Source organism: Pseudomonas sp. GM17, from assembly GCF_000282175.2.
In the GTDB taxonomy this organism is placed as follows: Bacteria; Pseudomonadota; Gammaproteobacteria; order Pseudomonadales; family Pseudomonadaceae; genus Aquipseudomonas; species Aquipseudomonas chlororaphis.
Genome location: NZ_CP124732.1, coordinates 3,687,330 through 3,709,443, shown reverse-complemented (window position 1 = coordinate 3,709,443; position 22,114 = coordinate 3,687,330). Strand labels below are relative to the sequence as shown.

The following is a 22,114-nucleotide window of genomic DNA, read 5'->3' as shown; positions in this document are numbered from 1 at the left end:
TTTCTCGTTTCCGCCTGTTGTCGCGTAGATGAACTTTGCATGACAAGAGTTCGGTCGCGCCTGCCCATAACCGCCTTAGCAGTAACCCCGCGAATGTTTTGGCGTCGACCGCTGCACCCGCCATTCGCCCGAACCGTAAGAAGGACTCGCAAGTGATGCGCTCTGAGCCGAATCTACCTGTTTCCCGACTCATCAACGCCTCCGCTGTCGCCGGGCAACCGGTGCTGCGACTCAAGCCGCTGGCGCATGCCATTGCCTTGTTGATGCTTGCCGGCACGGCCCAGGCGGCGCAGCCCCAGGCTTTCAGTTCGGGCTGGTTCGGGGCCATGGGCGCGAACCAGGGTGCCGGCGCTGCGCGTCCATCGGTGGCGCAGCCGGCCGGTACGCCACCGCCTCTGGCACAACAGCAGCGGGTCAGCAGTCAACTGCAACGCTCTATGAGCAATCTCAATAACACCGTGGCCGCCATCGCCGCCCAGCAGGCCGCGCAAGCGGCCGGGCGCGCGGCGGCTCTGAGCGCTCCGCAGACCGTGCATAACGGCCTGGGGGGCAATGGCCTGAATGTGCTGCTCGGGGCCGACGGCAAGCCGCTGTTCGTCAATGCCGAGGGGCCGGTGCAGACCGATGCCAACGGCAAGGCGCTGGTGTCGATCAAGCAGACCGCCGACAAGGCGATTCTCAACTGGGAAACCTTCAATATCGGCCGTGACACCACCGTTGAATTCCAGCAGAACGCCGATTGGGCCGCGCTCAACCGCGTCAACAACAGCACCTCGCCGAGCCAGATCCAGGGCGCGCTCAAGGCCGACGGCACGGTGATGATCCTCAACCGTAACGGCGTGGTGTTCAGCGGCAGCAGCCAGATCAATGTGCGCAACCTGGTGGCTGCGGCCACCACCATCAGCGACGAGCAGTTCAACAACCGTGGGCTGTTCAGCGCCAGCGACAGTGCGCCGACGTTCAGCGACGCCGCTGGCAAGGTGCTGGTGGAGCAGGGCGCATTGCTCCAGACCCACACGCCAGGTTCTTCCACCTCCAGCGGCGGTTATGTGCTGTTGCTGGGCAAGGAAGTGGATAACGCGGGCAGCATCAACACCCCGCGGGGCCAGACCGCTCTGGTCGCCGGCGACAGCTTTGTGATCAAGAAAGGCTACAGCACCGACGGCAACCCGACCTCGACCACCCGCGGCAACGAGGTCGTCGCTTCGGGCATCGGCAAGGTCAGCAACCACGGCTCGATCCAGGCGGCTACCGGCGACATCACCCTGAGCGCCCAGGAGGTGCTGCAAAAAGGCCTGGCCCTGAGCAGCACCTCGGTGGACGCCCGCGGCACCCTGCATCTGAATGCCCGTGGCAGCGACGCCAAGGTCACCCTGGGCGAGGGCAGTACCAGCGTGATCCTGATCGACAGCAGCACGGCCCTGGACAGCCAGCGGGACGGGTTGCTGACGCCAGCCTTGAACCTGGCTGGCAACGCGACGCCGGCCGATACCTATCGTCGCGACCAGTCACTGGTGGAGATCGCCAGCGGCGGCACCGTGGACTTCCAGAGCGGTTCGATCACCCTGGCCACCGGCGGCCAGGTCGCGGTGAATGCCGGGCAGCGCAGCCTGGTGCGCGACGGTGCGGTGATCGATGTGTCAGGGGCGGTGGGCGTCAAGGTGGCGATGGAGTCCAACAGCGTCAAGGTCAACATCCAGGGCAACGAGCAGCGTGACGCCTCGGTCAACCGCGACAGCAAGAACCTCAACAACAACGATGTCTGGGTCGATGCCCGCGAGCTGGTGCTGGTCCCGGCGGGGACCAACGGCTACGCCACGGATCGCTGGTATACCGCTGGCGGCTTGCTCGAGGTGGGCGGTTATCTGGGCACCCAGCCGCACAACGTCGGCGAATGGATGGCCCAGGGCGGCAGCGTACGTCTGAGCGGCAATGAGGTGGTGACTCAGCAGGGTTCGCAGATCAACCTCTCCGGCGGCACCCTGGACGTGCAGGACGGAATGATCCAGCAGACCTGGCTGCGGACCGCCGATGGCCGGCTGATCGAGTTGTCCAGGGCTCCGGGCGACATTCTCTACAGCGGGCTCTACAAGGGTTTCGAAGAGCACAGCGCGCGCTGGGGCCAGACCGAGTATCACTACAACTCATTGATTGCCCCCCGCGAGCGCTTGGAGCAAGGCTACAGCGTGGGTCGAGACGCCGGCCGCCTGGAAGTCAGCACTCGCCATGCGGTACTCGAAGGGCAGATCGTCGGTGATACCTTCCAGGGCGATCGCCAGACTCAGGCCCCACGCCCGGGGGTCGATGGCTACCAGCAAGGACAAAACGCCGTGGCCCGGGGCGGGCAGTTGGTGGTGGGGGCCTATGTGCCTTACTACGTCAAGGACAGCGCCAGCCTGCAGTACGCCCTGAGTGCCGATGCCAATACCGTCAAGCAAGTGGTGCTGGGGCAGGCCGCGGCGATAGCCAATGGGCTGGACCTGGACACTGTTCTGCCCGATGAGCGCAAGGGCACCTTGTGGCTCGACACCGAGCAGCTCAACGGTTTCCAGCTCAGCAGCATCAAGGTCGCCGCCACCGGCAGCATTCTGGTTGACGGTGCGCTGCAGGTCAGTTCCGGCGGCGATATCACCCTGTATGGGCCACAGGTGCAGGTTGATGCCGACCTGACAGCCCATGGCGGCAGTCTCGCCCTGGGCAATGTGCTGCAGCAGATCACCAGCAATGGCAAGCTCGACACTACCCTGGCGGCGACGGGGGGCAGGCGCGCGACGCTGACAGTTGGCAGTGGCGTCCGGCTGGACGCCAGCGGTCTGTGGAGCAACCTGTTGCTGGACCCCGCCGATGGCAGTCGCTTGCCTTACCTCAATGGCGGCAGCGTCTCGCTGCGCAGCAGCGCCGATGTCGCACTGGAGAGCGGCAGCCTGATCGACGTGTCGTCGGGCGCGGCGCTGATGAGCGACGGCAAGACCCGCGCCGGCAAGGGCGGCAATGTCACCCTGGCGGCCAATGCCAACAGCGCGGCGGCTATCGGTACGCTCACTTTGGACGGTGAGTTGCGCGGCTATGGCGTGAACGGTGGCGGCACCTTGAGCCTGCAGAGCGGCAAGGTGCTGATTGGTGAACGCGCCGCCGACACTGCTGCCGACACCCTGGTGCTGGCCCCGCAGTTCTTCGACAAAGGCTTCGCCGCGTATGACATCACCGGCAATCAGGGTCTGAAGGTGGCCGACGGGGCACAGGTCGAGGTGACCCAACCGGTGTATCTGTTGGGCGATCAGGCCAGGAGTATGGCAACAGGCGCGGACCTGACCTCTGTGCTGGAGCGCTGGCTACCGGAGCTTTACCAGGAAGATCCGATCAAATCCGTACTCGGCCAGCGCCAGGGCGCGAGCATCAACCTGCGGGCCGGCACCTTGCGTTCGAGCGCGGCGGACATGGCCAGTACCCAGCTGGTGGTGGGTAAGGGATCGGCCATCAGTGTCGATCCGGGCCAGTCGATCACCTTGGGCAGCATTGGTCAGTTGACCGTGGACGGTGCATTGAATGCCTGGGGCGGCGCCATCACCTTGAGCGGTATCTCGGTTGCGCCGGATGTGGCCGAAGACGTCGAGAGCGCCGGTCATGGCCGCTCGATCTGGGTGGGGGAACAGGCGGTGCTCGATGTCGCCGCGCGGGCGGCTACCGCGACCGATGCCCTGCGGCGTCGCTACGGGAAGGTGGACGCGGGTGGCAGCATCGTGATCGGCGGGCAAATCGATCCGCAGACCGGTATCGCCAGCGCGGCCAATCAATTTGTGGTGGTGCGTGAAGGCGCGCGCCTGGAGGTTTCCGGCGCCCAGGCCATGGTCGATGTGGCGGGTCAAGGGCCGGTGGCGATTGCCAGCGGCGGCGGCAGTATTTCCCTGGCGTCGAACAACGGTTTGTACCTGGACGGCAGTTTCAGCGCCCGCGCTGGTGGCAGCGGCGCGGCGGGCGGCTCGCTGAATGTGGCGCTGGAGACACCGCTCTACCGCACCAATGCGTCGCAGCGGGTACGCCAGGCGCGGGAGATGGTGGTTGGCCAGGTCAGCGCCGACAGCCTGCTGCCCGGCGGCGTCGGTCCCGAAGCCGTGCAAGACCGTCTTGCCTATGGCCATGCCCGGCTGGGGATGGAGAAGGTTCAGGAGGGGGGCTTCGATAACCTGTCGCTGCTCAGCAACGGCCTGATCAGTTTCGACGGCACGCTGTCGCTGTCTCTGGGGCAGAGCCTGCAGTTGTATGCCGGTGCCCTGGCGTTGAGCGATGGCGCCGCGACCGGTTCGCGGGTGCAACTGGCCGCGCCTTATGTACGCCTGGCGGGTGTCGGCGCGGTGGATGCACCTGACCGCTCGATGCGCCCTACAGTGCAGGGTGGGGTTTCGACCCAGGCTTCGACGGGCAGCCTGTTGGTCACGGCGGGTAACGTACTGGATATCCGCGATGGCGTGAGTATCGGTGCCCATGGCACCACCGCCAGCGGCCTGAGCCAGGCCATAGACCGCCGTGCCTTCGACGACACGCAACTGATCAGCCAGGGCGACCTGCGCTTCCTGGCCAGCACCGTCAATACGCGCAATACCAACCTGAGCACCCAGGCCGACCTGCGGCTGGCGGCGGCGCAGATCTACCCGGCCACCGGCGCGGTGGCCCAGGTGCTCGCGGGTTATCGGGGCAATGACCTGGACTACGATCCAGACCGCACCCTGAGCATTGGCCGCACTGGCAGCGTCGATCCGGCGCAACCCTATTCGGTGTTCGGCAAGCTGACCCTTGGTGCGGCCGTCATCGAGCAGGGCGGCGTGCTGCGGGCGCCCCTGGGCAATATTTCCCTGGGCACCCAGGTGGGGATATTGCGCTATACCAAGGAACTCAGCCTGCTGCCGGGCAGCCTGACGTCGGTCAGCGCCGCGGGCCTGATCTTGCCCTATGGCGGCACGGTGGACGGTGTGACCTGGCGCTTCGACGGTCAGCAAGTGGACTTGCTGGGTGTGGGCGGCACCAGTTCCAACGCCAACCTGGTGGTGGGTGCGCAGTTGCTGGGGCAGTCGATCGAGGTGCAGCAGGGCGCGGTACTGGACCTCTCCGGGGGTGGCCAGTTGCTGGGCGCGGCATTCGTTTCCGGACGCGGCGGTTCGACTGATGCGCGCTATAACCCGTTGGTGCAGTTCGGCGCCGATGGCCGCTTTACCTTGCCGGGGCTGGACACCAACCCGGTGTACGCCATCGTGCCCGGGGTCCAGGCCAATGTCGCGCCCAGCGGTGGCGAGGCGGGGGCGACAACGCCCTTGGTGGGCCAGCAGATCAGCATCGACGCGGGCGTCCCCGGTTTGCCGGCGGGCACCTACACCTTGCTGCCGTCGACCTATGCCTTGCTGCCGGGGGCGTTCCGGGTCGAGATCAATGGCTTGGTCGCGCCATTCGGCGTGACCGCGCTGACCCGCGGCGCGGTCATGAGCAACGGTTCGTGGTCCAGAGCGGGCCGGCTGTCCGTCGCCCAGACCGGGATTCAGGATGCCTTTAGCCGCCAGGTGATCCTGACCCCGGCCGCGGTGCTGCGCAGTTACTCGCAATACAACGAAACCCCGTATGCCGATTTTGTCCGTAGCGATGCCGCGCGCCAGGGCGTGCCTCGCGCAGCACTGGAGGCCGATGGCAAAACCTTGCGGGTCAGCCTGATCGCCGGCCAGAACGGTTCTCCCAACGGTTTCGAGTTCGCTGGGGTAGCACGTTCGGCGGCGGCCGAAGGCGGTTTTGGCGCGAGCCTGGAGGTGATGTCCAGCGGCAGCGCCATCGAGATTCTGCCGGCCGGGGCCACTGCCAGCGGCAACGGGGTGGCGTTCCATGCCGATGATCTGAACGCCATTGGCACGGCCCGCATGAGCATTGGCGGAGCGCCGACCGTGGTGTATGGCCAGGGCGGCAATTTTGTTGGCTTCGATGCGAACCGTGCCGCCGAGTCGGTGACGTTGCGCCAGGGCGCGACCTTGTCGGCCCCTGAAGTGTTCCTCGTTTCCGGCCTGCCCAGTGGCGCGATTCAAATCGAGCAGGGCGCATCGATCAACACCCTGGGGCGTGGCGAAGCGGCCTACGACTCCACCGATGGTTTCATCTACCAACCCGGAGTTCGCAGCGTGTTGGCTGTCTCCAATGGCGTGCTGCAAATGCTTGCGCCGACCGAGGGTGATATTTCCCGAGGGCCTGGCAGTATCTTGATCGGGGACTGTGCACAGGCTACCTGCCAGGGCGAAACCACGCTGTACTCCCAAGGCACCATTGCCTTCGCCACCACCAACACCTTCAGGTTGGGCGACGCGGTGCGTTACGGCACCCGTCACCTGGCGCTGGCGGTCGGTGGGATCAATGTCGGCAGTCCAGAGGCGTTGGCCGCCGCCCAGGCGCGCAATGCACTGCCGTCGGGGCTGACCCTCAACCAGGAGGTCATGAACCGCTTGCTGCGCGGCGATATCGCCAGTGGGGCGCCGGCCCTGGAAACCCTGTCGTTGACCGCCGGCCAGTCATTGAATTTCTACGGCAGCACCACCCTGAGCACCCTGGACAGCAACGGCCAGTCGATGCTCGACAACCTGATGCTCAGCACCCCGGCGATCTACGGCGCCGGCGCGGCCGGCGATGTGGCGTTGATCCAGACCGGTAACTTGATCTGGAACGGGGTCGCCGGTACGCCCGCCGCGGTGATTGCCAACGGCGCCGGCGCCGGCAGCGGCACCCTGGAAATCCGGGCCCGGCGCATCGAATTCGGCTATGGCCCCAACACTCAGCCCGATCCTTTGGCCGACTACGCCCGCCTGGCCCTGGGCTTTGCCAACGTCAATCTCAGCGCCAGCGAACGCCTGACCGCTAACCATAAGGGCAGCCTGGCGGTGTACCAGTCCCAGGGTGCCTATGAAGCCGGCAAGGGCTTCGCCTACAGCGGCGGCAACCTGAATATCAGCACGCCGTTGCTCACCGGCGAGGCCGGTTCGGTCAATCGCCTCACGGCGGGGGGCGACCTGCGTTTGAGCCGCGCGCCGGGTCAGCAGGCGGCCTTGCCGGCCATCGACAGCCTTGGCGCTGAAGTGTTGCTGGCCGGTAACAACGTCGAACTGGACAGCGCCGTGGTCCTGCCTAGCGGCAAGCTGACGGTCAATGCCGAGCATGCCTTGAACCTGACCGACAGCGCACAGCTGGACCTGGCCGGGCGCCAGGTCACCTTCAACGAAGTCAGCCAATACAGCTGGGGCGGCGATGTGATCCTGCAAAGCCGCGAGGGCGATATCCGCCAGGCGGCGGGATCGCGGATCGACTTGTCGGCAGAGAACAACCACGGTGGCAATCTGAAAGTGCTGGCGGTGGGCGAGGGCGGCGGTCAGGTGGATCTGCAAGGCGCGCTGCTCGGCGCCAGCAGCGGGTATTACGACGCCGGCGGCACCCTGATGCCCTACAAGGCCGGCAGCGTCGATATCCGCGCTCAGACCCTGGGGGATTTCGCCGCGCTCAACCAGCGCCTCAACCAGGGCCAGGTGTTCGGTGCCCGCAGCTTCCAGATCAAGCGCGGCGACCTGACCATCGGCAACGAACTCAAGGCCGGCGAAGTCAACGTGTCCGTGGACAACGGCCAGTTGACGGTGCTGGGCAGCATCGACGCCAGTGGCGAGCGGGTCGGCAGCATCCGCCTGGCCGCCAGCCAGGGCCTGACCCTGGCCGGCAGCTCGGTGCTCGATGTCCACGGCACGGCCCTGCGGGTCGACAGCTACGGCAAGATCATCGATTCGCCGAACCGTGCGCTGGTCGAACTCAACTCTGGCCAGGGCCAATTGACCCTGGCCGACGGCGCACGCATCGACCTGCGCCATGGCACCTCGGTCGCTGCCGGTACGGCGCCTGGCCAGTACGACGGCCAGGCCCGCGGGACGCTGGAGCTCAATGCCCCGCGCCTGGATGCCAACGATCCGACCCTGGGCGATATCGCCATCGACGCCGGTGGCCGGCTGAACATCCTGGGGGCTCGCTCCATAGCAGTGAACGGCACCGCCCGTTACACCGATGCCCCCGAGGGCACGGCGCCGGCCGCCAGCGGTCGGCCGTACCAGGTGATCGATCAGGCCTACCTGGACGCCAAGCATCAGGACAGCCAGCGCTTTATCGACAATGCCCTGGGCAATGCCAGCTTGATGAACGGCAAGCTGGCCGGTTTGAACAACGCCAGCTATGCCGACGCCTTCCACCTGCGCCCGGGGCTGGAGATCGTCACCCAGGGCGATCTGGTGATCAGCGGTGACCTGGACCTCTCCGGCTATCGCTATGCCAGCGTCAATCCCCATGCGCAGAAAACCGCGGTGTACGGCTCCGGCGAACCGGGCAACCTGGTGATTCGCGCCGGTGGCAACCTGGATATCTACGGCAGTATCAACGACGGTTTCGCGCCGCCACCGCCGACCCCGGACGATGCCGGCTGGGTACTGACACCCGGTCGCCAAGCCTTTGGCGGCGACGTGGTGGTGCCGGGGCCGGGGGTGACGCTGGCTGACGGCAGCCTGTTCCCGCCCGGCAAGACCCTCAACTACGCCTTGCCGATCAAGCCGGTACGCCTGGCGCAGGGTACCTTGCTGCCGGTCGCGGCGACCCTGCAGGCACCGCTGGAATTGCCGGCCGGCACCGTGCTGCAAGCGGCGGTGCGCGACAGCGCCGGCAATCAGGTGTATGCCGCCGGCACCCTGATCCGCGAGGCCGTGACCCTGGCCAGCGGCATGACCCTGGACGCTGGAACGCGACTGCCCCGTGCGGCCTCGCTGGGCGCCATGACCTGGCCGGCCGGGGTGCCCTTGCCGAGTCGCGACAGCGTTGGCCCGAACAACCCGGACGGCGTGCAACTGGCCGGCTCGCTGGCGCTCAAGGTGGGCGCGTTGATCCCGTCGGAAACCGATATCAAGTTGCCGTCCGGGGTGATTTCGGTGCCCCTGCGCACAGTGACCGGCGGGCGCCAGGGCAGTAACTGGGCCGTTGCTCCGTTGTTGCCGGAAGGCTCGTTGTCCTGGTCGATGCGCCTGGTTTCGGGGGCCGATACCCAGGCGGCCGACACCCGGGCGATCAAACCGGTGATGGCTGGCGACCTGACCTTGGCCGACACCCATTACGCGGTCTTCGAGGGGCACGAGACCATCATTATCCCGGGGACTCCGGAGCGTCCGGGCGGCGCATGGTTCTGGAACGAGCTGGGGGTGTTGATCGACCCAAGTTTCGTCGAAGGCACGCGGGTCGCGCCAGCGGATGAAACCTGGTGTGCACAAGAAATGTGCAACCGCTACAACTACGCCTGGAGCGATCTCGGGGTGTTGATCGACCCGAGCTTTATCGAGGGCACGCCAGTGACGGCGGAGTATGAGTCCTGGTGTTCGGATGGATTGTGTGTCTCGCTGGGCGAGGCCATTCCCGGCACGCCGGAACAGGTCATCGTCGGCCCGGTGAACAGAGTGACGCCAGTCACCCAGCACTTCAGCGTATTGCGCACCGGGACCGGGGATCTGGACCTGCTGGCGGCGGGTAATGTGGCCATGCAGTCGTCATATGGGGTCTATACCGCCGGGGCTTCGACGGCCGCACGAGCCGGCGATCTGCAGGCTGCTTTCGATCAGGCGCGCAGTCGGGGCAGCGATGGCAGTGTGCTGGGCAGTGCAGGGGCTGCTTACGAAACCCTGGTCAACGAGGGCCTAGGGAGTCTGTATGCTGCCTGGTACCCGGATCAGGGCGGCAACCTGCTGTTGCGTAGCGGTGGCAGTCTGACCGGCGATGTGTTCAGCAGCTACACCCTTCCGCGTAACGAGAATGCTCGTACTCAATTGGCCAGTTCTAACCTGGGCAATTGGCTCTGGCGTCAGGGGACGGGCGACACGGCCGGGGTTACACCGATTCCTGCCAGTTGGTGGATCAACTTCGGTACTTATGTGAGTGGCCGCGGAGGCGAGAACACCGGTAATCCCGATAGCAGCTTGATTGCGCAGTTGCCAATGCTGGTGGGCTTTACCGGTATCGGCACCTTGGGTGGCGGCAATCTGACCCTGGACGTGGGGGGGGATGCCGGCTTGCTCAGCCGTCGTGGTGCTCCGGACGCGGTTTCCTCGCCACGCAGTCAGGGGCTGGTGCTGGCGGTGGGCAGCAGCGGCCGAGTGACCCCGACAGGCGAGTTGTTGCTGACCGGAGGTGGCGATCTGGATGTGCGCGTCGGTGGCGGTCTGAACCCCGGATTGTCGGCTCGGGCCGCCACCACTACATCATCGATTACTAATCCGCTCTCCACCGACTACACCCAGCAGGATCTGCGTCTGAACGGAGTCTTGAGCAACCTGCGTGGCGCGCTCGGCCTGCAAGCCTCTAGCCTGGGGGGGATTGCCTTGAACTATGGCAGTCTCGCGCTATCCAACGACCGCAAGGAGACCCGCGCCTACGATCCGTTCAATGCGTCCCTGGGCACCGCGACAGGGGGCATGGTGTTGATGCTCGGCGACGCCACGGCCAGCTTGGCCACCCGTGGTGACCTGGTGCTGGCCGGTACGGGCGACCCAGGGCGGACGTCTACTGAAAACGCCTCGGCATTCACCTATGACGGTACTTCTTATGGAGCGGGGGGCTATGGCTGGTTCTCGCTGTGGACCGATAGCACTGCGATCAACCTGTTTTCGGCGGGCGGCAATCTGACCCCGAGTGTGCAGGCCGGTGATCTAGGCAATAACGGTCAACCTATTGGCAACCGCAACAGCTCGCCGACCGATGGCCGATTCATCTTCCCTTCGCAATTGAGCGCAGTTGCCGCCAGTGGCGATGTGTTCATCGGCGGCTCGGCGTTGGGGGGTACGAGTAACAACTCGCAGTACTCGTTGCTGTTGGCGCCGTCGACCCAGGGTCGCCTGGAAGTGCTGGCCGGGGATTCGATTTATGCCGGCGGGTATGCCATCAACCAGTCTGGAGCCTCTCTGAGCGCGATGCCCACGCCTTTTACTCCGGCATTCGCGGGTTGGGGTATGGACCCTAATAACCCCATAGCTAACCCCATAGTGACTAATCTGAGCAGCGACGGCATTACGATCCCGAACACCAAGGCCGAGTTTTCGCTGTTTGCCTTTGGTTCCAATACCGCCAGCAATCAGTTTGCCAGCCGTGACGCGGCGCGCTTTTATGCGGTTGGCGGGGATATAGTCGGGTTGCGCAGTGGTGAAATACTGAACTTCACCGCCGGTTCACGGCTTGGACAAACCTGGTACGAAGCGGCCGGGCCGTTGTGGATGAAGGCGGGGCGCGATATTGTCAACTCGGGAACTGCTTTGGGCGAGCCGACAGGGATCCCCACCATCATCGCCAGTTCCCTGGGGGGGCTGTCCGGTAGCGGCACCAGCAGCGGCAACCTGTTTGTCCATAACAACCCCAACGATATCTCCATCGTTTCCGCCGGACGCGACCTGCTGTTCAGCTCCTTCAACGTCGCCGGCCCCGGCACGCTGGAGATCAGCGCCGGACGCAATATCCTGATGCAGGACAAGGCCTCGGTGAGCAGTCTCGGCCCGGTGGTGGCCGGCGACTCGCGGCCTGGCGCCAGCATCGTCATGCAGGCCGGGGTCGGGGCCGCGGGCCTGGATTACCTGAAGTTCGTCACGCCCTACCTGGACCCGATCAACCAGGCTCAGGCCGGCGTGCCGCTGGCCGAGCAACGGGGCAAAGTCGCCAAGACCTATGAAGCGCAATTGTTGCAGTGGCTCAAGGAGCGCTTTGCCTTCGAGGGTTCCGGCGACGAGGCGCGGGGCTACTTTGCCAGCTTACCGGCGGAGCAGCAGCGGGTCTTCGCCCGTCGCGTCTACTTCGAGGAACTGCGTGAGGGCGGCCGCGAATACAACGATGCCAACGGCCCGCGTTTCGGCAGTTTCCTGCGCAGTCGCAATGCGATCGCTTCCTTGCTGCCAACCAAGGATGTGGCGGGCAACCCGATCGTTTACGACGGCGACATAACCATGTACGGCGGCGCGGGCGTACACACCCTGTTTGGCGGCGATATCCAGATGCTCACCCCGGGCGGGCAGCAGGTATTCGGCATCGAAGGCGAAGCGCCTCCGGCCACCGCCGGGGTCATCACCCAGGGCGCCGGCGATATCCAGTTGTATTCCCAAGGCAGCATCCTGCTGGGGCAGAGCCGGGTCATGACCACCTTTGGCGGGTCGATCCTCGGCTGGTCGAACGCCGGCGACATCAACGCCGGGCGCGGCTCCAAGACCACGGTGATTTACACCCCGCCCAAGCGGATCTACGACAACTGGGGCAATGTCACGCTGTCGTCGAACGTGCCGAGCTCGGGGGCGGGGATCGCCACCCTGGCGCCGATTGCCGAGGTGCCCGCCGGGGATATCGACCTGCTGGCGCCCTTGGGCACCATCGACGCCGGCGAGGCGGGGATCCGGGTCTCGGGCAACGTCAATATCTTCGCCTTGCAAGTGGTCAACGCCGCGAATATCCAGACCCAGGGCAAGTCCTCGGGGATTCCGGTGGTGGCCTCGGTCAATACCGGGGCCCTGACGTCGGCCAGTTCGGCGGCGTCTTCGGCGACCCAGGCCGCCGAGGATGTGGCGCGCCAGCAGCAGGCGGCGGCGCGGCAGAATATGCCGTCGGTGTTTAGCGTGCAGGTCCTGAGTTTCGGCCAGGAACGCCTGGCGCCGACCCAGGATGGCGCCAGCCGGGCCAACCCCGGCTACAACCCGGACAGCCCGGTGCAGGTGCTGGGCGCCGGGCCGCTGAGCGATCAGGCGCGCCAGCAGTTGACCGAGGAGGAGCGGCGGCAACTGACTTTATAGGTTCTCTCGTGGCAACACGCTTGGGGGCGATCATTGATCGCCCCTTTTTTTTGCAGAGCTGCCACACAGGTGCCTATCACCCCTTGAGACCTAGGCGAAGGCTCTAGTCCGCGGGTTTGCCATTTTCTGCCCGGATTCATGGAGAAGACCGGCGCCTATCGGCCGGCCCGGCGGATGATTGACGGCAAAATAATGAGGCACTCATTACCACGCTTGAGAAGAGCCCGCTATTGAGAGGTGACAATCCAGCTGAGCATGATCGGCTTGTAAACGCGGCCTCCAAACTCGTCGGTCTGTTGGCGGCTGCTGGCGTCAATGGTGATGTTGCACTGGGGTCTCAGATAGCTGGTAACGCGCAGTCGTACAACCGCAAACTCCATGCTTTAGAGGAAAAACGGCTTGCTGAAGAAGCTAAAAAGCTGGAAGCATCATTAGGTAAAAGTAGTTCCGGCCTTGATTGGGGCATGTTGCTCACCTATGCCGCTGATGGCGAACTTGATGCGCAGTCTAATAAACAGCTACAGGCAATCTTGATCGGTTATGGGCCGAACAACCCTGAGGGCGTGCATCTGGCTGAGGACCTTGATAGAGCCAGGGATGTTGTTAAGCAACTACAGAGTGAAAAAGTTCTTCTGACTTGGGCGGATGGTTCTCCTATCGTTGCGAATGGCGACAAGGTTTACGCATTTGGTGCAACCTCCAAGCAGTACAAGGACCCTCTGCTGTTCAACTCTGCAAGTAATACCACTTACAACAACTCTCCGGATGGATCGGGTGTCGTTCCTGATAAATGGATTGATCAGTATGGTGAGTCAGTTGCAACCAAGAAGCTCCGAGAGATCGGGGCTATCAGTAACGATGCTGAACTCACGGAGGCCCAATGGGGCGCGCTGAGACGTTACGCGACTGGTGGAGTTACCTCAGATATTGATCTAGAGGCGCTTCTCGCGGTGTTGCCGGTAGGTAGGGCAAGCAAGGGAAGCATTGCTGGCTTATTGAAAGAGTTGGTGTCGCGTGATGCGCTTGCGACTAAAGGAGCACTCACTGCGGAGAAAACCGCACTGCCGGTAGGTTATCGCGAAGGCGGTTCAGTAGGGGCTGCTTTCAATGAGACGGGGGGGTTACCAGAGGGCTATCGCCGGGTTATCAATACCAAGACTGGCAACACAGAAGTTTTAGCTGCGGATGGCAAGCTTTATTTTGAGACCAGTAATGGACTGAAGCCGAAAGAGGGAGGTAATCTAGCGGGGTTGGTTGAGGCAGAGAAAAATATTGCTGGTGCGAAAGTAACAGGTGCAGGGAAGATAAAAGTAGAAGTAGGTGCAATACCTGATGCAAATGAAGTGCGTGCAGGACAAGGGTTGTCAAGTCTCGGTTACGATGTTACTCACCTGGCAACAGCATCATCGAAAGGTGTTCAGGGACAACGTACTGCGGATTTAAAGGTTGATGGACTAGGGGCGATTGACGTGTACACACCGCAAAATTTGTCTCCTTCAAATATAGTTAAAAATATTGAGAAGAAATCAAATCAGGCGGGTGGCGTATTTGTTCAGGCAGATCTATCAAGTGAGGATATGTCTTCAATTGCAGCTCGAATGTGGGGTAAACCCAATGCTCAAAGCATAAAGACTTTGTTTTTTCAGAAAGCTGACGGCTCTGTCGCTCGCTACGATCGTCCTTAAGGAAATGATCAATATGTCGAAATTTGCATGTGTTTGTGGGTATGTAATTAATCTATCTAATGGAACATCTGAGTCTGAAATGAGCTTGATTTCAGAAAGAAAGATAGATGATATTGGTAGTTTGCTTTCTGTTAGAAGCATGTCCGAAGATGAGTTTTATGATGCGATAGGTGAGGGGGCGAAAACAGTTTATTCTTGCCCGAAGTGCGGTCGGCTCCATGTGGATGAAGGAGATGGGGTATTTCGTTCCTACATTAAAGAAGGGATGTAGTCGGCACGAAAAAGGAACTGCTCAAACTACGTTTAGGCTTGGTGGAAAGTGGTTGGTGATGTAGGATTTCGCATGTGGTAAGCAGATTGTGAATGTATTGTATTCTTCAGAATAGAAAGCTTGGCTTCTCAGTTTTTAGAGAGTTTATAAATATCCTTGAGGGGGTCATAAATATCCCTGGTGTTGCTGGGATGTTTTTATTTTTTCATTGTAACCAGGCGCCATTTTGTTGTTTGATCTAATGCTCTCAGTTATCTTGCCCAGTCTCACCTTAGTTGCAGTCCTTGTGGTTTTATATTCAGGGTGGGCTTTTCCGTATTGCTGGATGAGTAGTGGTCTATGACGACTTTTAACTTTAAGCCAACTAAAAAATTGGCGGCCTGAAATCGCGCATTACTACTTGTACTGAAAGCCATTCTTATAACTTTCGTCCCGCCACATCCATCAAATCACAACCATCGCGCAGCATGATGCTGCAAGCCAAGGTCAGTTCCTGAAGCAGAACAGGTTCGTGGCGAGGACCATCCGCTACCGAAAAGCTTTCCAGCAATTGGGTCACCGCGCGTATGCGATAAGCCGCTGCATCGAGCAGTACGTCGATAGGCGCTTGGGTATCTATAAGCAAGGAAGGGATGTTGCAGCCGTTGCCGGTAATCGGCATGTAACGGTTCATACGTTCACCTCTGGTTGATTGCCTGAGCCATCATCCCTCTGGTGTCAGGTCGCCATTTGGGCGACTGGCCGACTGTAAGCCGTGCTGCGGTGGGGGGAAATAAGGGGAGTTCACTGCTGGTTGTAAGGCCTTTCTGATTATCAATGCAGCAGGCAGATCTGCTTGAACTCGTCCTTATCAAGGGGGCATGACGACGTCGCGGCCGTTCCGGCCGATCGCAGCCTGCGGCAGCGGCTACGGGGATTGCATCGGTCCGACGTATTTTTGTCGGGCATGGGGGCCTTCGGGCTTGGCCGCTCAACGGTCGATAGCTGGCGAGAAAATGCCATGAAGCTCACCACCTTCCGACATAGCTGGTTGTCGCTCAGCCGTGGAATGCCCATCCCACCGACACGGTCCCTATAAAAACTGTCCATCTGGAAGGTCGAGATCGATGGTCCCTCTGGTCAATGCAGAGGCTGCCGCAATTGCCTTGGGTGAAAACAGGCGCAACAGAACGACTTTACCCAGCGTATCGCTGCGTAAGGCCATTTCGTGCCGATTGCCGATCAGCACTACGTCGGGCGCAATGGGCCAGCCGCCTGCCCGGGCATAGAAACGCGCCAGCGGTGGGTCGCAGGTGAAGACGCCGATATCGAGGTTGCTGTGTTCCATGCAGCGCGTGGCCGCGGCGACGGTCCTCAGGCCCAGGCCTTGTCCCTGGCAAGCGGGATCGGTCATGACGCAGCTGAGCCCGGCGATGTCGAATGTGTGGCCGGCATGCTCGATTGTCTTCATGGCGACAGCGGCGTAGCTGAGCACCCGGTCGGGTGCGCAGATGTAGAACGAGAAGGTGTCGAACACGGGAGCGTGCAGCGGGGCGGCTTCGGCGTCTTCAGGCTCGTCCGGCTCGGGATAGACGCGCCGCTGCAGCAAGGCAAATTCTCGCTGCAAGGCTGAGGAGGCCCGCTGGTAGGCGATGGCGTCAACCGTCCCGGGTTCCGTGGGCCTGAGGTCTGTCATGGGGGTGTCCTTGTCTGAAATAACCGGGCTGAGGGGATCAATATTCTCGCATGCCGGCCGTGTGGCATTCACCGCGCCACCACCCGCCACCTTTCCATCCCGTATTTCCGAGCCAGGCACCCTGGCGCCCTCAGGTCTGTCCTGGCCGAACCTTTCTGGGGTGAATGAAGCTTTTGTGACAAAAGTTCGGTAGCACTTCGCCAGTCCCGTCATGGATATGTGACGCGCTTGAGGGGGCCTTCTGGCCACTGTTCTGAGCCGAGGCGGGACGCCGGGAGTGAGGTGATGGGGACTATGGAACGCTACGCGAAAGTGGGCATGCAGGAGCTGGACCAGCGGCTGTCGAAGATCGTCGAAGCCGCGCGCAAGAAGCCGGTGTCGGTCTATCGCTACGGGGCGCCGTGGGTCTGGATCGTTTCCCAGGATGACTGGCAGGGCGCCTTGAAGGAGGTGTCGAGCTACATCCCGCCGGGCCATTCGCTGGTGTTGCTGCGCCCGCAGATCGACGCCTTGCTCGACCAGCACCGCGACATCCTCCAGGGCCTGGATGCCGAGCCCGGCATGCTTATCGCCCCACGCACGGTGATGCACATCCTGCTGTTGCAGCTCTTGTACTCGGTGCCTGGCGAGCAGCAGTTGTACGAGCAGCTCAATTACAACCTGCTGTTTCGCTGGTTCGTCGGCCTGGACCTGAACCACAAGGTCTGGAGCCTCGGCGTGCTGAGCCGCGATATCGCCACGCTGTTGAACGATGCGCGGGCGGTGCTGCTGATCCAGAAAATCATCGGTGAAGTGTTCTGTGGCGCCTTGCTGCAAATGCCCGAGTTCTCGTTGAACTTCGCGCTGCTGCACAGCTGGCTGGCCAAGCACGCCACGACATCGACCTTGAGCAATTGAGGCGGCCAAACGCCGTACAGACGGCGACGGCGGTTTCGACGCGGTTGGACATTCTTGGAAATCTAGGGGGCGGTGTGGAGCATCTGTTCGATAGGGGGCGGCCGGGGCCGACCAGGCGCTGGCTGCCGGTGTGCGGCTGGCTGGCGCTGGTTGCGCTGAGCCAGCCGTTGTTGGCCGAGGAGGGCGGCCCGGTGGAGGGCGAACCGGTGAAAGGCGGCGCGGCGCAAGGCGCGGCCGCGCCCGCGCGGCTGGTGGATGTGAATGAGTACTTCGTGCGCGGCAACACCGTGCTCGATGCCCGGGCCATCGAAGAAGCGGTGTATCCCTTCCTCGGCCCGCAGAAAGCCCTGAGCGATATCGAGGGCGCCCGCGACGCCTTGCAGAAGGTCTACCAGGCCCGCGGCTACCAGTCGGTGTTCGTCGAGCTGCCGGAGCAGAAGGTCGAGGACGGCATCGTCTACCTGCAGGTCAGCGAGACCAAGGTCGGGCGGGTGCGGGTGGTGGGGGCCAAGCATTATTCGCCGGTGGAAATCCGCGACGAGGTGCCGGCGCTGCAGGAAGGCGAGGTGCCGGATTTCGCCAAGGTCCAGGGCCAGCTGGCGAGCCTGAACAAGACCCCCGGGCGCCAGGTCATGCCGCTGGTCCGCGAAGGCCAGCGCCCCGGCACCATGGACGTCGACCTGCAGGTGGAAGACCAGAACCCGTGGCAGGCCAGCGTCGGCCTGAACAATGACTACAGCGCCGACACCAAGCACCTGCGGGCGGTCACCAGCCTGGGCTACAACAACCTCTGGCAGTTGGGCCACAGCATTTCCCTGACCTATTTCACCGCGCCCGAGGACCAGGACAACGCCAAGGTCTGGTCCGGTTCCTACACCGCGCCGCTGAACGAGCGCTGGAGCCTGCAGTTCGCCGGCTACCAGTCCGACAGCAACGTCGCCACCATCGGCGGCAGCAACGTGCTGGGCAAGGGCCATTCCTACGGCCTGTCGCTGATCTACAGCCTGCCGGCCAGCGGCAGCTGGGCCAATTCGTTCTCGGTCGGGGTGGATTTCAAGGACTTCGAGGAAGAGCTGAGCCTGGGCGGCGACAGCGACAAGGTGCCGCTCAAGTACGCACCGTTCACCTTTGCCTACAACGGCTTCCGCTACACCGAGACTTCCCAGCTGGGCCTCGGCCTGAGCCTGGTGGCCGGCACTCGCAGCCTGTTCGGCTATGGCAGCTCGGACGAAGACTTCGACTACAAGCGCTACCGCGCGAACCCCAGTTTCGCCGTGCTCAAGGGCGACCTGAATTACACCTACACCTTCGCCAACGACTGGCAGACCGGGTCCAAGGCGGCCTTCCAGCTGGCTTCGGGGCCGCTGGTGTCCAACGAGCAGTTCTCCGCCGGCGGCGCCACCTCGGTGCGCGGCTACCTGGCGGCCGAGCGCACCAGTGACGACGGCTACCTGTTTTCCCAGGAGCTGCGCACGCCGTCCCTGGCCAAGTACCTGGGTGGCTATGTCAACGAATGGCGCTTCTATGCCTTCGCCGAAGGCGCGCGGATGTACCTGCGCGACGAGCTTCCCGACCAGGAGGCCGACTACAGCCTGGCCAGCGTCGGCCTGGGCACCCGCGCCAGCTTGAGCAAATGGCTTTCCGGCAGCCTGGACTGGGGTTACCCGCTGCTTGATGGACCGAACACCCAGAAACAGGACTCGCGCGTGCACTTCAGTGTGCAGGCGACGTTTTGATCTTTCACGGAGTAACTTTCATGCAGCGCTTACTGATTTCCCTGTTGATCTGCCTGGGCTTCGTGCTCCCGGCGACCGCCCAGGCGTGGTGGCAGGACGACTGGCACTACCGCAAGCAGATCTCCATCGACACCACGCCGCAAGGCGCGGCCATCAACCAGGCCCTGGGCCGCACCGCGTTGCTGGTGCGCCTGCACACCGGCAACTTCAGCTTCGATGGGGTCAAGGAAGACGGCTCCGACCTGCGTTTCGTCAGCGCCGATGACAAGACCGTGTTCAACCACCAGATCGAAAGCTTCGACCCGCTGATGGGCATGGCCCTGGTCTGGGTCGATGTGCCGAACGTGGAGGGCGGCCAGCGCCAGGACATCTGGATGTACTACGGCAACCAGAAGGCCCCGGCGACCGCCAACGGCCAGCTGACCTTCGACCCGAACTACATCGCCCTCTATCACTTCGACGGCGCCAACGGCACCCCGGCCAAGGACACCACGGCCTACGGCAACCATGCGCAGAACGCCACCGGCGCGAGCATCGATGGGGTGATCGGCCGGGCCTTGCAGTTCAACGGCCAGCCGCTGCTGTTGCCGGCCAGCCCGTCGCTGCAACACAACGCCGACGGCGCCTTTACCTTCAGTGCCTGGCTGCGCCTGGACCAGGCCAGCGGCGAACAGTTGCTGCTGGCCCGGCGTGAAGGGGCCAGCAGCCTGCTGATCGGGGTCAACCAGGGCGTGCCTTTTGTCGAGGTCGACGGCCAGCGCGCGGTGTCGACCCAGCCGCTCAACCCCGGGCAGTGGCAGCACCTGGCCCTGACCGCCCAGGGCAGCCAGTTGGCATTGTTGGTCAATGGCCGCGAAAGCGCTCGCCTGGCGGTGGCGCTGCCGGCGTTCAATTCGCCGCTGGCCATCGGCGCCGATTTGCCGCCGGCATCAACGCCAGGGGCAGCGGCCGAGGCCGAGGCCAGTGCCTTCCTGCCGTTCAATGGCGCCATCGACGAGTTGCGCCTGTCCAAGGTGGCCCGTCCCGCTGGCCTGCTGCTGGCCGATGCCGCGGCCCAGGGCGCCGAGTCGAAGCTGGTGGTGTACGGCGTCGATGAAGAACAGTCGGGCTTCGGTTTCGGCAGCCTGGGCTTTTTGCTCAAGGCCGTGCCGGTGGACGCCTGGGTGATCATCGCGGTGCTGGTGCTGATGATGTTCCAGTCGTGGATCATCATGATCCGCAAGAACCGCATGATCGGCCGCGTCAGCAGTGCCAACCAGCTGTTCCGCGAGCAGTTCGCCCGGGTCGGCACCCGCCTGGAAATGTTCGCCGACGATCGCGAGCTGGCCCAGCGCCTGGAGCATTCCTCGCTGTGGCGCCTGTACCAGGTGGCGGTCCAGGAGATCCGCACCCGCCGCGAGCAGGGCGCCGACACCTCGTCGGTCTCGGCGGCGACCATCGAGGCCATCCGCTGCTCCATGGACGGCGTGCGCACCCGCGAGAACCAGCAGCTCGGTTCCAAGCTCTCGACCCTGTCCAACGCTATCGCCGGCGGGCCCTACATCGGCCTGCTGGGCACGGTGCTGGGGATCATGGTGGTGTTCCTCGGCACGGCCATGGCCGGCGACGTGAACATCAACGCCATCGCCCCGGGCATGGCCGCGGCCCTGCTGGCCACCGCCATGGGCCTGTTCGTCGCGATCCCGGCGCTGTTTGGCTACAACCGGCTGATCACCCGCAACAAGGAAGTCAGCGCCGACATGCGGGTGTTCGTCGACGAGTTCATCACCCGCCTGGCCGAGTTGCATGGCGCCAGCCAGTCCAGTGAAGCCGCGCCCGCGCGGGTTCATAACGCCAGCGTGCCGGCCTGAGGAGAAACGTCATGGCTTCTGTGAACGCCTCCCACGACGACGATGACGACGCGCCAGTGGACAGCATCAACATCACGCCCCTGGTGGACGTGCTGATGGTGGTGCTGGTGATGTTCATCCTCACCGCCACCGCCCAGGTCTCCGGGATCCAGATCAACCTGCCCAAGGCCAGCGCTTCGGTATCGCTGTCCGAGGCCAAGACCAAGGCGATCTCGGTCAACGACGGCGGCCAGGTATTCCTCGACGCCTACCCGGTGACGCTGCCGGAGCTGGAAGAACGCCTGCGCATGGAAAAGGCCCTGAACCCGGACTTCCCGGTGATCGTGCGCGGCGACGCCACGGTGCAGTACCAGAAGGTCATCGAGGTCCTGGACCTGCTGCGCCGGCTGGAGCTGTCCCAGGTCGGGCTGGTCACCGGCAAACCGAGCCAGGGCTGAGCCATGACCGCACAACAACCTATCCAGTTGCCGCCAGTGAAGAACCGCACGGCGCCGCGTCTGCTCAAGTGGGGCGTGGGCCTGCTGCTGGGGGCCGGCACCGCCTGGCTGCTCTGGCAGTGGGCCAACGACATGAGCGGGGTGCGCCGTGAGGCGCCCAAGGTGCCGACCATCATTCCGCTGCCGCCACCACCGCCACCGCCGCCGGAAAAACCCAAGGAGCCGGAGCCGCCGGTCGAGGAGAAGGTGCCCGAACCGGAACCGACCCCGGAGCCGGAGCAGGTCAAGCCCGAGGAAGAGGCGCCGCCGTCGCCGGTGGACGACCTGGCTAACCCGATGCAGATGGATGGCGATGCCCAGGCCGGCAGCGACGCTTTCAACATCGGCGCCGGCAAGGGCGGCGGCATGGCCGGCTCCGGCGGTGGGCGCCTGGGCAACGGCACCTACAGCCAGTTCCTGGCTTTCACCTTCCAGCGCGTGCTGCGGGAAAACCCGGACCTGCGCAACCAGGCCTTTTCTCTGCAAACCGACGTCTGGCTGAGCGCCGTCGGCGAGATCACCCGGGTCGAGCTGGTCAAGTCCAGCGGCAACCCGCAAATCGACATCCAGGTGCTGGCCGCCTTGCGCGGCGCGGCGCATTTGACGGAGCGGCCACCGGCCTCCCTGACCTTGCCTGTACGCCTGTCCCTGCAGGGGCGGCGTCCGGGTTAAC

At 63.5% G+C, this 22,114-nt stretch carries 9 protein-coding genes and 1 pseudogene; 8 read left to right on the top strand and 2 right to left on the bottom strand.

Annotated elements, in window-relative coordinates:
* The first annotated feature begins 155 nt into the window (after window positions 1-155).
* From PMI20_RS16615 to PMI20_RS16605, 3 genes and pseudogenes are all read left to right on the top strand, one after another.
* Window positions 156-12,851: a filamentous hemagglutinin family protein gene (locus PMI20_RS16615; RefSeq protein WP_007928984.1), complete on the top strand. Its 12,696-nt coding sequence runs from the start codon at window positions 156-158 to the stop codon at window positions 12,849-12,851.
* A gap of 1,280 nt (window positions 12,852-14,131) precedes the next feature.
* Window positions 14,132-14,536 (top strand): annotated as a pseudogene (locus tag PMI20_RS30985) (CdiA C-terminal domain-containing protein); the annotation flags it as partial.
* 13 nt (window positions 14,537-14,549) lie between these two features.
* The gene (locus PMI20_RS16605; protein ID WP_238543444.1) at window positions 14,550-14,807 is read left to right on the top strand and encodes a DUF8617 domain-containing protein; all 258 of its coding nucleotides are present in this window, start codon (window positions 14,550-14,552) and stop codon (window positions 14,805-14,807) included.
* A gap of 418 nt (window positions 14,808-15,225) precedes the next feature.
* On the opposite strand, the gene PMI20_RS16600 is transcribed toward PMI20_RS16605, so the two are convergent.
* Window positions 15,226-15,480: a hypothetical protein gene (locus tag PMI20_RS16600; RefSeq protein WP_007928986.1), complete on the bottom strand. Its 255-nt coding sequence runs from the start codon at window positions 15,478-15,480 to the stop codon at window positions 15,226-15,228.
* 399 nt (window positions 15,481-15,879) lie between these two features.
* Window positions 15,880-16,482 (bottom strand): GNAT family N-acetyltransferase, encoded by a 603-nt coding sequence (locus tag PMI20_RS16595; RefSeq protein WP_007928987.1) that lies wholly within the window; start codon window positions 16,480-16,482, stop codon window positions 15,880-15,882.
* A 285-nt stretch (window positions 16,483-16,767) separates the two neighbouring features.
* Here PMI20_RS16595 and PMI20_RS16590 point away from each other — a divergent pair, with 285 nt between their 5' ends.
* The 5 genes from PMI20_RS16590 to PMI20_RS16570 all read left to right on the top strand — a co-directional run bounded on the left by PMI20_RS16590 (window position 16,768) and on the right by PMI20_RS16570 (window position 22,113).
* On the top strand, window positions 16,768-17,379 hold the full coding sequence (locus tag PMI20_RS16590) for a transposase (RefSeq protein WP_007928988.1): 612 nt from the start codon (window positions 16,768-16,770) through the stop codon (window positions 17,377-17,379).
* 74 nt (window positions 17,380-17,453) lie between these two features.
* Window positions 17,454-19,115 carry a ShlB/FhaC/HecB family hemolysin secretion/activation protein gene (locus PMI20_RS16585; protein WP_007928989.1) on the top strand — a complete coding sequence of 554 codons (1,662 nt, stop codon included), beginning with the start codon at window positions 17,454-17,456 and terminating at the stop codon, window positions 19,113-19,115.
* 20 nt (window positions 19,116-19,135) lie between these two features.
* Window positions 19,136-20,965 (top strand): DUF2341 domain-containing protein, encoded by a 1,830-nt coding sequence (locus PMI20_RS16580; RefSeq protein WP_007928990.1) that lies wholly within the window; start codon window positions 19,136-19,138, stop codon window positions 20,963-20,965.
* A gap of 11 nt (window positions 20,966-20,976) precedes the next feature.
* Complete coding sequence (locus tag PMI20_RS16575) at window positions 20,977-21,402, top strand: ExbD/TolR family protein (RefSeq protein ID WP_007928991.1); 426 nt, start codon at window positions 20,977-20,979, stop codon at window positions 21,400-21,402.
* A 3-nt stretch (window positions 21,403-21,405) separates the two neighbouring features.
* Window positions 21,406-22,113 carry an energy transducer TonB family protein gene (locus PMI20_RS16570; protein WP_007928992.1) on the top strand — a complete coding sequence of 236 codons (708 nt, stop codon included), beginning with the start codon at window positions 21,406-21,408 and terminating at the stop codon, window positions 22,111-22,113.
* Window position 22,114: the final 1 nt, after the last annotated feature.